The 14,018-nt window shown below is 72.5% G+C and carries 11 protein-coding genes and 1 pseudogene; 2 read left to right on the top strand and 10 right to left on the bottom strand.

From position 1 onward, the window contains the following. Positions 1-5: 5 nt before the first annotated feature. The gene (locus tag QQM72_RS31510) at positions 6-374 is read left to right on the top strand and encodes a GntR family transcriptional regulator (RefSeq protein WP_020128208.1); all 369 of its coding nucleotides are present in this window, start codon (positions 6-8) and stop codon (positions 372-374) included. A gap of 100 nt (positions 375-474) precedes the next feature. Here QQM72_RS31510 and QQM72_RS31505 read toward each other — a convergent pair whose 3' ends face one another. The 6 genes and pseudogenes from QQM72_RS31505 to QQM72_RS31480 form a co-directional block, all read right to left on the bottom strand. Beyond that, the gene (locus tag QQM72_RS31505; RefSeq protein WP_314224241.1) at positions 475-1,254 is read right to left on the bottom strand and encodes a DUF72 domain-containing protein; all 780 of its coding nucleotides are present in this window, start codon (positions 1,252-1,254) and stop codon (positions 475-477) included. Positions 1,255-1,270: 16 nt separating this feature from the next. Next, entirely contained in the window at positions 1,271-2,365 is a 1,095-nt protein-coding gene (locus QQM72_RS31500; protein ID WP_314224240.1) for a DUF5925 domain-containing protein, read from the bottom strand. Positions 2,366-2,509: 144 nt separating this feature from the next. Then, entirely contained in the window at positions 2,510-3,295 is a 786-nt protein-coding gene (locus QQM72_RS31495) for a polysaccharide deacetylase family protein (protein ID WP_314224239.1), read from the bottom strand. Beyond that, on the bottom strand, positions 3,292-4,290 hold the full coding sequence (locus QQM72_RS31490; RefSeq protein ID WP_314224238.1) for a glycosyltransferase family 2 protein: 999 nt from the start codon (positions 4,288-4,290) through the stop codon (positions 3,292-3,294). Before QQM72_RS31490 ends, QQM72_RS31495 begins: the two co-directional genes overlap by 4 nt. Further along, positions 4,287-5,117: a glycosyltransferase family 2 protein gene (locus QQM72_RS31485; RefSeq protein WP_314224237.1), complete on the bottom strand. Its 831-nt coding sequence runs from the start codon at positions 5,115-5,117 to the stop codon at positions 4,287-4,289. The genes QQM72_RS31490 and QQM72_RS31485 overlap by 4 nt, the downstream gene beginning before the upstream one ends. A 501-nt stretch (positions 5,118-5,618) precedes the next feature. Beyond that, positions 5,619-5,825, bottom strand: a pseudogene (locus QQM72_RS31480) (S8 family peptidase); the annotation flags it as partial. 323 nt (positions 5,826-6,148) lie between these two features. On the opposite strand from QQM72_RS31480, the gene QQM72_RS31475 reads away from it, so the two are divergent. After that, entirely contained in the window at positions 6,149-6,955 is an 807-nt protein-coding gene (locus QQM72_RS31475) for an SGNH/GDSL hydrolase family protein (RefSeq protein WP_314224236.1), read from the top strand. 39 nt (positions 6,956-6,994) lie between these two features. Here the strand turns inward: QQM72_RS31475 and QQM72_RS31470 are convergent, their stop codons facing one another. The 4 genes from QQM72_RS31470 to QQM72_RS31455 form a co-directional block, all read right to left on the bottom strand. Then, positions 6,995-8,623, bottom strand: a complete 1,629-nt coding sequence (locus QQM72_RS31470; protein ID WP_314224235.1) for a serine/threonine-protein kinase — start codon at positions 8,621-8,623, stop codon at positions 6,995-6,997. 60 nt (positions 8,624-8,683) lie between these two features. After that, on the bottom strand, positions 8,684-10,387 hold the full coding sequence (locus QQM72_RS31465) for a nickel transporter (protein ID WP_314224234.1): 1,704 nt from the start codon (positions 10,385-10,387) through the stop codon (positions 8,684-8,686). Beyond that, entirely contained in the window at positions 10,384-12,300 is a 1,917-nt protein-coding gene (locus QQM72_RS31460) for a tetratricopeptide repeat protein (protein WP_314224233.1), read from the bottom strand. Before QQM72_RS31460 ends, QQM72_RS31465 begins: the two co-directional genes overlap by 4 nt. 175 nt (positions 12,301-12,475) lie before the next feature. After that, on the bottom strand, positions 12,476-13,984 hold the full coding sequence (locus QQM72_RS31455; protein ID WP_314224232.1) for a DUF4331 domain-containing protein: 1,509 nt from the start codon (positions 13,982-13,984) through the stop codon (positions 12,476-12,478). Positions 13,985-14,018: the final 34 nt, after the last annotated feature.

The following is a 14,018-nucleotide window of genomic DNA, read 5'->3' as shown; positions in this document are numbered from 1 at the left end:
GGCCCGTGACCTTGAAGATCCACATCGATGAGAGCGCCGCGCCCTACGAACAGGTGCGGGCGCAGATCGCCGAGCAGGCGCGGTCGGGAGCGCTGCCGGTCGGCTACCGGCTGCCGACGGTGCGGGGGCTGGCCGAGTCGCTCGGCCTCGCCGCGAACACCGTCGCCAAGGCGTACCGGGCGCTGGAGGGGGACGGGGTGATCGAGACCCGGGGACGCAACGGCACGTTCGTCGCCGCCTCCGGGCCGGCGGCGGAGCGGGAGGCCGCGGGTGCCGCGCAGGCCTACGCCGAGCGGGTGCTGCGGCTGGGGCTCACCGAGGAACAGGCGTCGGCCGCCGTGCGGGACGCCCTGCGGGCTGCCTACGAACGGTGATCGGCGGCGGAGTGCTCAGGGTCGGACGGTGCTCCGCGGCAAGCGGCAAGCGGCAAGCGGCAAGCGGCAAGCGGCAAGCGGTGATCGGCTGATCAACTGATCAGCGGTGTGCGGCGAGCGTGCCCGGCGTGCGGGTCACGCTCAGCCCCGCCCGCCGCGCCGTCCGCCCGAACAGTGCCGCGTTCTCCACCGCCGCGCCGCCGGGGTCGTTGTTGAAGTAGGCGTGGACGTCGTGCCCGCCCCCGACCGCCCAGGTCGTCGCGATGCGGTCCAGCCAGGTCTCCAGGGCCCGGCGGCCGTAGTGCGGCCAGGGGTGGGCACGGCCCTGGTGGAAGCGGACGTATCCCCAGTCGGCGGTGCGCCACAGCGGGGTGACCGGACGGGAGCCGACGTCCGCCCAGCACAGGGCCGCGCCCCGGGCCCGCAGGACGTCGCGTACGCCGGGCGTCCACCATGACTCGTGCCGCGGCTCCACCGCGACGCGCGTGTCCGACGGGAAGCAGGACAGACAGGCGTCCAGGAGCCCGGTGTCGGCCCGCAGGGTCGGCGGCAGCTGGAGCAGCACAGGCCCGAGACGGCCGCCGAGGCCGGCCGCGTGGGTCATCAGGCGCCGTACCGGCTCCTCGGGCTCCTTCAGCCGCTTGATGTGGGTCAGATAGCGGCTCGCCTTCACCGCGACCACGAAGTCCGGCGGGACGCGCTCGGCCCAGGACACGAACGTCTCGCGCGACGGCAGCCGGTAGAAGGCGTTGTTGATCTCGACGGTGGCGAAGTGCCCGGTGTACTCCTCCAGCCACCGCCGCACGGGCACGTCGGCCGGGTACAGGACGCCCTTCCAGTCCTGGTACTGCCAGCCGGACGTGCCGACGTACAGCGTCATACCTCCATCAGAACACCTACAGGTAAAGTCCCGCGTCCGACCGCCCCCGGGGTTCCGGCAGCGAGGTCGGGGAGGTGCCCCGGCGCAGGGCGTACAGCTCGGCCAGCGTCGCGCCCTCGCGGCCGACCCCCTCCTCCGTGCCGAGCCAGTCCACGGCCTCCCGGCGGGTCAGCCCACCGACCTCGATGCGGGCCAGACAGCGGCCGGGGCGGACGACGGCGGGGTGCAGGCGCTCCAGGTCCTCGTTGGTCGTGACCCCGACCAGGACGTTGCGGCCCTGGCCGAGCAGGCCGTCGGTGAGGTTGAGCAGCCGGGACAGGGCCTGGCCCGCGGTGTGCTTGGCCTCGCCGCGGATCAGTTCGTCGCAGTCCTCCAGGAGGAGCAGCCGCCAGCGGCCCTTGCCGGCGGCGTCCTCCTCGCCGATCGCGATGTCCATCAGGTAGCCGACGTCGGAGAAGAGCCGCTCGGGGTCCAGCACGCAGTCCACCTGGCACCACTCCCGCCAGGAGCGGGCCAGTGTGCGAAGCGCCGAGGTCTTGCCGGTGCCGGGCGGGCCGTGCAGCAGGAGCAGCCGGCCGGCGATGCCCTCGGGGGTCGTCCCCATCAGGTGGTCCATCGCCTCGGCGACGGGCGCCGTGTAGTTGGGGCGCACCTCGTCCCAGGTGCCCGCGGAGATCTGCCGGGTGGTGCGGTGCGGGCCGCGCCGCGGGGAGACGTACCAGAAGCCCATGGTCACGTTCTCCGGCTGTGGCTCGGGTTCGTCCGCCGCACCGTCGGTGGCCTGGTCGAGCACCTGCGCGGCCAGTTCGGCGGTGGTCGCGGTGACCGTGACGTCGGCCCCGCGGTTCCAGCGGGAGACCAGCAGGGTCCAGCCGTCGCCCTCGGCCAGGGTGGCGCTGCGGTCCTCGTCCCGGGCGACCCGCAGCACGCGGGCGTGCGGCGGCAGCAGGGTCGCGCCGGAGCGCACGCGGTCGATGTTCACCGCGTGCGAGTACGGCTGCTCGCCCGTCGCGAAGCGGCCGAGGAACAGCGCGTCGACGACATCGGACGGGGAGTCGGAGTCGTCGACGTTGAGCCGGATCGGCAGTGCGTCGTGCGGGGGTACGGACATGCCGCCATGATCCGGCACAAGAGCGTCGCCCGCACCCGGTTTCCGCAGCGCGCGAGGTGCGCCCGGTGTGTCGGGCGTGCCCGCTGCCGGGAACCGGTCCCGCCGGGTGTGCGTGGCCCCGACGGGCTCGGCCGGGGCCACCCCTCAGACCCGTTGCCGGAGCCGACGGGTCCGCCGCACCACGGCGTACCCCTTGGTGAGCACCCGGTCCCTCGCGAACGTCCGGCCGATCGCCCGGCCGTCGACGAGCCGTTCGAACTCCTCGGCGTCCGTGCCGCGCCGCACCGTCACCCGCCGCAGGGCGTACGGCCCCTGGGCGCGGTGGGCCAGGGAGTTGCCCACGGCGAGCGCCTGGGCGAACCCGTGTCCGCGTACCGCCGTACGCACCCGGCGGCTGGAGTAGCCGTACGGGTAGGCGAACGAGACGGGCGGGGCGCCCAGTTCGCCGGCGACGACGTCCCGGCAGCGGGTCAGTTCGGCGCGCAGCCGGGCGTCGTCGAGCCGGTCGAGCTGCGGATGGGTGTGGCTGTGGCCGCCGATCTCGACGCCGCCGTCCGCCAGTGCGCGCACCTGCCGCCAGTCCAGCATGGTGTCCAGGCCGCCCCCGGTGTCGTGGGCGCCCCGGATCCAGCCGGTGGTGACGAACAGGGTGGCCGGGAAGCCGTGCTCGGCCAGCGCCGGGAGGGCGTGCCGGTGCACGCCCTCGTAGCCGTCGTCGAAGGTGATCAGGACCGGGCGGCCCGGCAGCGGCCGGCCGAAGCGCCAACGGGCCGCCAGATCGGCGGTGGTGAGCGGGGTCAGACCGCGGTCCGCGAGCACGGCCATCTGTTCGGCGAACGCCTCGGGCGTGACCGAGAGGGCGCGGGTGGCGGCGTTCGGGTCGGCGGCCACCGCGTGGTACATGAGGATCGGTACGCCCGCCCCCGTCATGCGGCCCGCTCCACCTGGTCCGCCGGGATCGGCACCACGGCGAACGTCGTCCCCGCCCGCCGCGCCCGCGCGCTGCCGACCAGGTACCCGCCGGCCGCCGTCAGCACCCCGGCGACGATCGCGGCCGCCCGCCGGGCCCCGCCGGGCCGGGCCAGCAGCCGGTCGCGCAGTCCGCGGACCACACCGGCCGGCAACACCCGGGTGGCGTAACGGCGTTCGGACTCCAGACCCTTGTCGACGCCGACGCTGCGCGCGACGAGCGCCTTGGACAGCCCCTCGGCGTAGGTGCGCGTGCGGAAGTACCCGAAGTGCTCGCGCGCCTCGGGCACCTTGTGGTGGATCACCGCGCGGTCGTCCATCAGCAGGATGGCGTCGGGTCTCGCGCGGCTGAGCCGGATGCACAGATCCGTCTCCTCGCCGCCCATCGGGCGTTTGCTGCCGTCGCGTCCGATGCCGGTGGCGAAGCCGCCCACGAAGTCGAACGCGGTACGCCGGAAGGAGGCGTTCCCGCCGAGGATGTTGCGCACCCGGACCCGGCCGGGCGGCAGGCCCCGGTAGGAGCAGCCCACCACCCAGTCGAACTCCTCGGGGAACCAGTCGGGCCGCCGGCCGGAGGACCAGACGGGCACCGCCCGGCCGCCCACGGCCAGCACCCGGGGATCGGAGTACGGGTCGGCGAACCGGCGCAGCCAGTCCCGTTCGGCGACGGCGTCGTCGTCGAGGAAGGCGACGACCTCGCCCCGGGAGACGGCGATGCCGGTGTTGCGGCCGGCCGACAGACCGCGCGGTCCCGCGTTGGGTAGTACCCGCACCCCGCCGGTCTCCTTGTACTCGCTCCTCAGCCGGTCCAGGAGCGTCGGGTTGTGGTCGACGACGACCAGGGTCTCCAGGGCCGGGTGGGTCTGCGCCCGCACCGAGCCCACCGCCGCGAGGATGTCCTCCCAGCGGTCCTCGGTGTACACACAGATGACGACCGAGACGTCGATCGTGCTCAAGACGCCTCTCCCCGGCCCGAGTCGAGCATCGGCGAGCGGCGGACCAGCCGGCCTAGCGCCCGCCGGTTGGACCGCTCCTCGAGGATCACCCGCAGCACGCGCAGCCCGTCGCGGACTGCGCGCAGATTGCTGACGCCGTGGATGCGCAGGTACTCGTGGCTGGGGATCTCCTGCACCTTGAGCCCGGCCTTGACGACCCGGATGTTCATCAGGGTCTCGACCTCGAAGCCGGTGCAGTCCAGCTCGATCTTGTCCAGGCAGTGCCGCCAGAACGCGTTGTAGCCGTAGCACAGGTCGGTGTAGCGGGCGCCGAACTTGCGGTTGACGATGGCGCACAGGACCCCGTTGCCGAGCCTGCGGATGAACGTCATGTCGTCGGTGCCGCCGCCGTTGGCGAAGCGGGAGCCCTTGGCGAAGTCCGCGCCGGAGACGAGGGCGGAGACGTACGACACGATCTCGTTGCCGTCGGCCGAGCCGTCCGCGTCGACCATCACGATGATGTCGCCGCTGCACGCCTCGAAGCCGGCGATCAGGGCGTCGCCCTTGCCGCGGCCCTGTTGTCCGACGACCTTGACGCCCGGCCACAGACCCCGCGCGACCTGCACGGTGTCGTCGGTGGAGTTGCCGTCGACCAGGACCACCTCGTGGATCCAGTCCGGCAGGGTCTTGAAGACGTACGGAAGGTTCTCGGCCTCGTTCATCGCGGGGATGACCACGCTCACCGGTGGCGTGATGGCCAGGTGAGAGGAGATGGGCCGGTACTTGCCGACGGTCGACGGGCCTTCGAGATCCTGGCCCGGTGTCGCCGGCTGCAGAACGGAACTCATGAGTCTGGTCCCTCTCGTCCGGTGGGCCGCCCGCCCCTGGGCGGCCCGGAATCCACGTCCGGTTCGAAAGGGGGGTTTCTCACCCATGGCGGAGTGATCTCCGCGCAGACACGGGTGAGCCGGCAGAACTGACCGGCCACCGTCGAAGGACGGCAGCCGACCGCGCGCGGCACGGCCCGGTCGACCAGCGCGGTCACCGAGCTCGGCACCCCCCTGCCGCGCTCCCGCCCCGATACCGCCGCGGTCCCTGAGCCCTCCCCTGGAGCCGTTGCCGACGGTCCGATGCGAGTGAGATGTATGACGGTATTGATGATTACGCCCGGATGGCAAGCCCTTGGTGTCTCACTCACCTTTTTGTTCGTTTGACCGTTACACAACGATGCGTCCCCTCGAAAGGAAACGGCACAGGAACGGTCACGGGAGCGAACAAAAGTGTTCCCCGGAGGCCGCGTGGGCCTCCGGGGAACGGTGGTTCGGATCAGTGCCGTGCCTCCGCGGGGGTCACGGGACGATCTTGAGGAGCTTGTTCGGTGAGCCGGTGCCCGGGCTGGTGACCACGTTCGAGGTCGCGCCGTTCACCAGGGCCGTGGCCACCTGGGCCGGGGAGTACGGGGAGGCGTTGGCGCTGCTGTTGCCCGCCGCCACCGCGTAGGTGACGCCGCTGGCGATGGAGTTGCGCACCGCGGTGTCCAGCGTGGTGGACGCGCCACGCAGTTGTGCCATGGCGAGGGAGTCCTCCTCTGGGCGGCGCGCGCCTGGGTCGGCGCACGGCTGTGGGGGAGTGCGCGCGGTCGCGCACACGGCCTCGAACGTCGCGTTCCGTTCGCGGCCGAGGTAGAGCCTCGGCCGTCCACGGGCGTGGAACCAGGGAGTTGAGGGGCTGACCACCTTGACATGCTCACGCAACACCAGCCCCGCAAAGGGCTTCGGGCGATCCCGTCAGCGGCCGGAAAGTCTTGGCATGGACACTTCCCGTCAACACGCGTAGTTGCTACGAACGTTGTGGCAGAGATCCTGCTAAGGGAGGTTCCATGAGACGTTCCCGACTTGTCGTATTCGTGAGCTCACTCCTCCTCGCCCTCGGCACCGCCCTCACCGGGGCGGCCTCGGCGCAGGGCGCCCAACTCGCCGCCACAGGCGGCTATGTGGCGCTGGGGGACTCCTACTCGTCCGGTGTCGGCGCGGGCAGCTACATCAGCTCCAGCGGCACCTGCAAGCGCAGCACCAAGGCGTACCCGTACCTCTGGAACGCCGCCCACGCCCCCTCGTCGTTCACCTTCGCGGCTTGTTCGGGCGCGCGAACGGATGACGTTCTGGCGAGTCAGCTCGGCGGCCTGAACTCCTCGACCGGCCTGGTCTCCATCACCGCCGGCGGCAACGACGCGGGCTTCGCCGACGTCATGACGACCTGTGTCACCGGCTCCGACAGCACCTGTCTGTCCCGCATCAGCACGGCCAGGGCCTACGTCGACTCGACGCTGCCCGGCAAGCTCGACACCGTCTACTCCTCGATCCGCGCCAAGGCGCCCAACGCGCGTGTCGTCGTCATCGGCTACCCCCGCTTCTACAAACTCGGCACGGTCTGCCTGGGCCTGTCCGAGACCAAGCGCTCCGCCATCAACAGCGCGGCCGACTACCTGGACACCACGACCGCCAGGAGCGCCGCCGCCCACGGCTTCGTCTTCGGCGACGTCCGCACCCCGTTCGCCGGCCACGAGATCTGCTCCGGCAGCTCCTGGCTGCACAGCCTCAACTGGCTGAACATCGGGGAGTCGTACCACCCGACCGCGTCCGGCCAGTCGGGTGGCTACCTGCCGGTCCTGAACAGCGCCGCCTGATCCGTCAGCTCGTCAGCTCCGTGCGTTCCGTCAGTTCCGTCACTCCGAGGCGGAAGGTGAGGGGGAGGCCCCGTCCGTCGGGGTCTCCGTCTCGCAGGTGACCGAGAACGGCACCGAGTTGGACGTCGTCTTCACCGGATCACGGACCTCTACGGCGATGGAGTTCTGGTACGTCCCGCTCTCGGCGTACGTCGACACGATCACCTGGTCCTGCTTGGACTTACCGCCGCCGGACGCGAAGTCGAGCGTCTTCCAGGTCTGCCCGGAGAGCTCACCGTCCTTCGACACCCAGCGGTAGGACACCGTCGCGGGCAGCCGCCCCACCGTGATCGTCGCGGTGAAGGAGGGCGCGTCCCCGTCCGGCGGCGGACAACTGCCCGAGTAGTCCGTGTGCGCGCCGGCGACGGTGACCGAGACGGTCTGCGCCGGGGCCTCGGAACTCTCGCTCTCGCTCGGACTCGGGCTCGGCGACTCGCTGGCCTCCTCGCTCTTCTCCGGCTGTGTCGAAGGCGAACTCACCACATCCGTAGCGCTGTTGGTGACCCCGCCACCACCGCCGGCGTCGTCGCCGCCGTCGTCGCGGTTCAGCAGCCCGTACGTCAGCCCGGCGACGGCCAGCGCCAGCACCACCACACCGGCGACGAGGGCCGCACCGGCGCGCCTGCTCCGGTGCGGCTCCGCCGAGCCGGTCGTCGTCCCCGGCGCGGCCGACCAGGACCGGGGCGGGGTCGCGGACGACGGCTCCTGACGGAACGGCTCGGCCGGGGTCGAGACCGTCGGCGGATACGGCGCGAACGGCGCCGGCGGCGTCGAGCGGACCGTGTCGCCGCCGCGAGGAGCGCCGCCCGCCGCGACGAGCCGCAGGTCCTGCTCGGCCCGGTCGGCCGGCAGCCGCTCGGCCGGGTCCTTGCGCAGCAGGCCCTCGATCACGGGCGCGAGAGGTCCGGCCCGGTGCGGCGGCGGCAGCTCCTCGTCGACGATCGCGCGCAGGGTGCTCAGCGGAGTGTCGTGGCGGAAGGGCGAGTTGCCCTCCACCGCCGCGTACAGCAGCACGCCCAGCGACCACAGGTCCGACTCGGGCCCCGGGGTGCGCCCCAGCGCCCGCTCCGGCGCGAGGAACTCGGGTGAGCCGATGACCTCGCCGGTCATCGTCAGCGCGGAGGTGCCCTCGACGGTCGCGATACCGAAGTCGGTGAGCACGACCCGGCCGTCGTTCGACATCAGCACGTTGGCCGGCTTCACGTCCCGGTGCAGCACTCCGGCCTCGTGCGCGGCCCGCAGCGCGGACAGCACCTCGGCGCCGATGTGCGCGGCCCGGACCGGTTCGAGCGGCCCCTCGGCGTCCAGCAGCTCGGCGAGGGAGATCCCGCGCACGATCTCCATGACGATCCACGGCCGCCCGTCCTGCGTGGCCACGTCGTACACCGTGACGACATTCCGGTTCGCGACCCGGGCCGCGGCCCAGGCCTCGCGCTCCAGCCGTGCGTACATCCGCTCGACGTCCGAGGCCGCCAGTCCGTGCGGCGCACGCACCTCCTTGACGGCGACCTCGCGGTGCAGCACCTCGTCACGGGCCCGCCACACCGTGCCCATGCCGCCCTCGCCCAGCGGGGTCAGCAGGCGGTAGCGGCCCGCGATCAGACGTTCACTGCCCGGTTCTTCGGACACCGCGCCCCCATTTCGCTCTTCGTATCCGGGCGAAAACCTCCGCAACCCCACAAACGTAGCTCAGCCGAGTACGGATGCGGCCCCCTTGAGCACCAGTCCGGCGCCGAGCGCGACGACGACGAACGCGGACCACAGGGGCAGGTTGCGGCGGGCCAGCGTCACGACCGGGTGGGTCGTCCAGCGCGGCTGCCGGTCCAGCAGACGGGTCGCGCCCGCGCCCAGCCTGACGACGGCGAACCCGGCGGCGGTCAGGGTCAGCGCGAGCCCGACGCCGTACGCGACGACGAGCAGCAGCCCGAACCAGGCGTGCCCGAGCGCCGCCGCGCCGACCAGCACGACCACGGCGGACGGACTGGGCACCATGCCGCCGGCGAAGCCGAGGAGGAGCGTGCCGCGGAGCGTGGGGGCGACGGCGTGGGTGTGGGTGTGGCCGCCGTGGGTGTGCGTGTGGGGGCGACCGTGCTCGTGACCGTGCTCGTGACCGTGGTCGTGCTCGGGGTGGCGGTCGCCGTCGCTGTCGTGGCCGGGGTCGTGACGGTGCCCGTGATCGTGCCCGGGGTCGTGATGGGCATGGGTGTGCGGGGTGGGGGCGCCGACGAGGGCGAGTTGACGTGCGGGGGCCTTCGCGGGCTCGTGGGTGTGCGGGTCGTCGCCGTGCGGGCCGCTGCCGTGGGGGTGGGGGTGGGGATGGGGATGGGTGTGTCCGTGGGGGCTGTCGGGGCCCCGACCGCGCCAGGCCCGTCGTGTGAGGGTCGCACCCGCGAAGAGCACCAGCGCGCCGCTGGCCAGGCCCAGCCAGGCGATCACCGAAGGCGCCGCGGCCGAACCGGCGGTGACGAGGAGGCCGAGGGCGACGACGCCCAGGGTGTGGGTGACGGTGACGGAGGCGGCCAGGGGAAGGACGTCCTTCATCCGGGCCCTGCCGCCCCGCGCGGCGGCCGTCGCGGCCATGATGGTCTTGCCGTGCCCCGGGGCGACCGCGTGCATCGCGCCGAGGCCGACGGCGATCACCAGGGCCAGCGCGGCGAAGCCGACGGTGAGGTCCTGCCGGGCGACCAGGTCGTCCAGGGCCCGCGTCCAGCGGTCGGCGCCCCGCGGCAGCACGGACGCGGCCGGCGCGTCCCGGTCCTCCTCGACCAGGGCCGCGCCACCGGGCCGCACCCGCACCGACGCGGTCGAGGTGTCGGCGGGGGAGGAGAGCAACTCCTTGGGATAGCTGGTGAGTTCCGACGAGGCCGACTTCCTCGCCACGTCGGAGTCGGCGAGCGTCATGCGGTCGCCGCGCGCGGTGATCTCGCGCCAGCCGGGCCCGGAGGAGGCGCCCTCGCTGTGGAAGGTGAGGGAGAGGGTGTCCTCGCCGGACACGGCGGGCAGCGGAGCCGTCAGCCCGCACTCCACGCGCAGGGTGTCGAGCCCCGCCTGGCCGGGCCGTACGACCGCCTTGCCGGCGCCCGCCGTGAGGGTGACGGCGCGGCCGTCCACGGTCAGCCTGCTGCCGGTCGCGGCGCTCGCGCAGCGCTGCCGGGCCCACTCGGTCATCCCGAGCCGTTCGATGTCCGGCTTCGCCTGGGTCGCCGGGATCTCGGCGAGGTCCTCGACGTGGTGGACGCGGAGCTGTCCGGGAGCGGCGACGAGACCGTCGTAGCGGTTGACGGTGAAGTTGCCGAGGGGGTGCGCGCTCGCGTCGGCGGAAGGGACCAGTGCGAGCGCGCAGCCGGCCGTGAACACGGCCGCGCAGGAAGCCAGCTGACGACGGGAGATCACTTGCTCGCCTCCAGCGTCTTCAGAGCCGTACGGGCCCCGCGGGCGCCCGGCGGGGAGAAGCCGGGGTTCAGCTTCAGGGCGGCGGCGAGGTGGGTACGGGCGTCGGCGGGGTGTCCCGTGGCCTTCTCGATCACCCCGCGGTGGTAGAGGAAGGACGCGTTGCGGTAGCCGGTTGCCGTGGCCTGCCGGGCGTAGGGGAGGGCCTCGGCATCCTTGCCGTTGACGTGCAGGGCCCAGGCGAGGGCGTCCGCCGTGTGCACGGTGTGCCGGCGGGACCAGTCGTCGCGGGCCGCGCGCAGGGCCGTCGCCCGGTCGCCGTGGTCGGCGGCGGCGAGCGCGGTGTCGAGGTCGGCGTTGACGCCGTTGGCGCGGGCGATGGCCGTCCACGCGTCGACGAGGAGGTACTGGTTCTCGGCCTTCGCCGCGTCCCCCTCGCCGCCCCTGGCCTCGTACAGCTCACCGAGCTCCACCAGCGGTCCGGGGAGCGGATAGCGGGCGACGATCAGTTCCAACCCCTTGATCGCCTCCGCCTGCTGTCCGCTCGCCGCCTGGGCGCGGGCACGGCCCTCCAGCGCGGGGAGGTAGTTCTCGTCGGCGGCGAGCGCGCGGGCGTAGTGGGTGAGAGCGGTGGCGTAGTCGCCCTGGTTCCAGGCGAGTTGACCGAGCTGTGCGGCCACGTAGGCGATGTCGCCGGGTGAGGTCGACGCGGCGAGCGCCCGCTCCAGGACCCGGCGGGCGGTGCTGACGTCTCCGCGCAGTTCGTGCACGTACGCGTAGCGGGTGAACACCGGTACGCCCGGCCGCCGTTCGTCGGCCGTCTTCGCGGCCTCCTCGGCGTCGTCGTAGCGGCCGAGTTCGACGAGGGCGTCGATACGGGAGCACAGGGCGCGCTCGCTGTAGGGGTTCTGTTCCAGCGCCTGGTCGGCGAGGTCCAGGGCGTTCGCGAAGTCGTGCCGGGCGGCGGCGAGGGCGGCCCGGCCGGCGAGCGCCTGGTCGTTGTCGGAGCGCAGCGAGAGGGAGCGCTTCAGGGCCTGCTCGGCCTGCGGGTAGCGGGAGGGGTCGCCCTTGGTGCGGGCCTGCTCGACGTAGGCGAGCCCGAGGGTGGCCCAGCCGCCGAAGTCCCTCGGCTGCGAACGGAGATGGGCCTGGAGCGCGGTGATGCTCGAGTCGAGGTCGCCACTGGCGAGCAGCCCGGGGGAGACCGCAGCGGCGGTCGACACGGGCACGTTCTGTCCGTCCCGCACCGCCCCGAGCGCGACTGCCCCGGCGGTGAGCGCCACGGCCAGCATGGCGGCGCAGGCGCTGAGCTGAGCGGCCCGCCACCGACGCCCGGCGGCCCCCGCCCGCCGCACCGCGGCGACACGCTCGTCGCCGCCGGCAGCGAGTCCGCCACCGTCACCCGTGCCGGGGCCACGATCACCGGCACTGTGGTCATCGGCGTCGCGATCACCGGCGCCGTGTCCCTGGGCGCTGCGGCCGACCTCGGCATCGGCAGACACATCGCCGTCGGCCTCCGCTGCCGCTGCCTCGGTGCCGGCCTCCGTGCCAGTAGCGGTCTCGGCGCCGGCACCGGTCTCGGCGTCAGACCCGGCCTCCGCCTCGGCGCCGGCCCTGGGCTCGACCCCGGCCTCCGCGCCGGCTTCGGCATGAGCGTCGCTGTCGGCATGAGCGTCGGCCTGGGCGCCGGCTTCCGCCGGGTTCCCGGGCTTCGCCTCTTCCGCCCCGGTCTTCGTGTCTGAGGAGGCTTCCTCGGAGGCCCGACCCGGGCCGGGGTTCGGCGCCGGCCGGCCGGGGTTCGCGAGCGGTCCGCCGTGGGCCGGTGCGCCGGAATCCGATGTGCCGGAGGCCGGTACAGGTCGGGCGGAGGCCGGTCGGGTGGGCTCCGGTTCGCCGTCGTTCGTCCGCGGGGACATGCCCTCTCCTAGGTCGCCTGGGGTCGTTCAGCCTGCTTGCACGAGGGTGGCGCGGCCCGCGCCGTGGGGGATGAGTACGCGGGCCGCGCCAGTCTGTGAGGCGGGCCGGGGAGCGCAGGATTCTCCCCGGCCCGCTCAGGAGGAGGGCCCGTTGGGCCCCGCTCAGGAGGAGGGCCTAGTAGGCCCGCCGCCGGCCTCGCCACCACATCAGCCCGCCGCCGATGAGGAGGATGCCCGCCGCGCCGGCGCCCGCGGAGGACGCGATCAGCGTGGTGTTGCTGTCGGAGCCCGTGAGGGCGTCACCGAGCTGGCTGCGGGTGGCCGCGTCGGTCTTGGCGGTCGCGCCGCGCGAGCCCTCGGTGGGCAGGGCCACGTACGGGAAGTACTTCTCGAAGGACTTGTCGTTCTTGTCGACCGCGTCGCCCAGGTCGTTCTTGGAACCGACCAGCTCACCCTCGACGACCTGGAGCGAGGCGTCGATCACGTCGTCGGTGAGGCGACGGCCGTTCGGGAAGCCCGCGTTGTCACCGTCGAGGACGCCGAGCCGCTTGGGGCTCGCGGCCGGCTTGATCGAGGTGTTGAGGCGCAGTTCCTCCGACGGCGTCACGTAGGGCGGCTGGTTGAGGCCCTTGACGCCCTTCAGGAACACGTCGACGAGGTCGTTGCGCGGCTCGGCCGGCGCCTTGATCTTGTAGATCGCCTCTATGAGCTTGGGCAGCTCGGGGTTGGTGACGTTCTTCAGGAACTGGCCGTCGTCCTTCGGCTCGGACGCGTTGAACTTGTCCTTGTCCTTGATCGGGTTGACGACCTCGTTGACCAGCGGCATGCCGAGCCGCGAGACCTGCGAGTAGTGGCCCTGCGCGTTCTCGCGCTGGGTCGTCGACCAGATGCCGACGATCGGCTGGTGCGCCGACTCGGCGATCATGTCGTTGGGGACCTGAAGCGCGATCGAGTTGACGTTGTAGCCCTTGAGCGTGTCGTTGCCGACCTCGGAGAGGTCACCGCCGTACAGCAGGTCGAAGACGCGCAGGTCGAGGAAGAACGGGTCGTCGGCCTGGCCCGCGAAGGTCTTGGCGCCGCTGGAGAGCTTGTAGATCGCCTGGTCGCGCAGCTTCGAGTAGTGCGGCATCGAGGCCTTGCCCACGTTCGACGGCGCCACCGGCACGTCGTCCGCGATCTTCGTCTCGTGCTCGACCTTCCCCTTCTTCGACTTGATCAGTTCGAGGTCGTACGTCTGCGTGATGTTCAGGTCGGCGTCGTCCAGGCTCTCGACGACACCCGTGTTGTAGAGGAACGTCTTCTTGTTCTTCACGTGCGTCTTGAAGGTGTAGCGGAAGGTCAGATCCTCCTTCGCGTCACCGTTGTTGTCGATGTGCAGGTCGTACTGGGCGTCCTCGGCGAACGGGAAGAAGTTGGGACCGCCGGCCGGCTCCTCGAAGGGGATCCAGTTCGCCACGATGGTCGTCGTGTCCGGGTGGTCCGGGCTGACGAAGGCGTACACGTCGGTGTTGTCGTACTGCGGGGTGCCCGAGATGAGGGGGGCCTCGCGGTGGCTGGAGGCGTAGGCCGCCCCCGGCACCAGCGTGGCCACGCCGGCGGCTGCGAGCCCCCCGGCGGCCAACGCACCGCAGACGAGGGTCGCGACGCTCCTGCGTCCGTTGCCGCTCCTGGAGAAAGCTGTCATGCCGTCCGTCCTCTGTGCCAAGTTGCCTGACGGA

The organism is Streptomyces zaehneri (genome assembly GCF_032248645.1).
Taxonomy (GTDB): Bacteria; Actinomycetota; Actinomycetes; order Streptomycetales; family Streptomycetaceae; genus Streptomyces; species Streptomyces coriariae.
Note: the sequence above shows the minus strand (reverse complement) of the source record. Positions and strands in the feature narration are given on the sequence as shown.

Coding starts and splice junctions, on each gene's coding strand:
- QQM72_RS31505 (WP_314224241.1), bottom strand. CDS start 1,254: ATGACGCTGTACGTCGGCACGTCCGGCTGGCAGTACCAGGACTGGAAG.
- QQM72_RS31500 (WP_314224240.1), bottom strand. CDS start 2,365: ATGTCCGTACCCCCGCACGACGCACTGCCGATCCGGCTCAACGTCGAC.
- QQM72_RS31495 (WP_314224239.1), bottom strand. CDS start 3,295: ATGACGGGGGCGGGCGTACCGATCCTCATGTACCACGCGGTGGCCGCC.
- QQM72_RS31485 (WP_314224237.1), bottom strand. CDS start 5,117: ATGAGTTCCGTTCTGCAGCCGGCGACACCGGGCCAGGATCTCGAAGGC.
- QQM72_RS31475 (WP_314224236.1), top strand. CDS start 6,149: ATGAGACGTTCCCGACTTGTCGTATTCGTGAGCTCACTCCTCCTCGCC.
- QQM72_RS31460 (WP_314224233.1), bottom strand. CDS start 12,300: ATGTCCCCGCGGACGAACGACGGCGAACCGGAGCCCACCCGACCGGCC.
- QQM72_RS31455 (WP_314224232.1), bottom strand. CDS start 13,984: ATGACAGCTTTCTCCAGGAGCGGCAACGGACGCAGGAGCGTCGCGACC.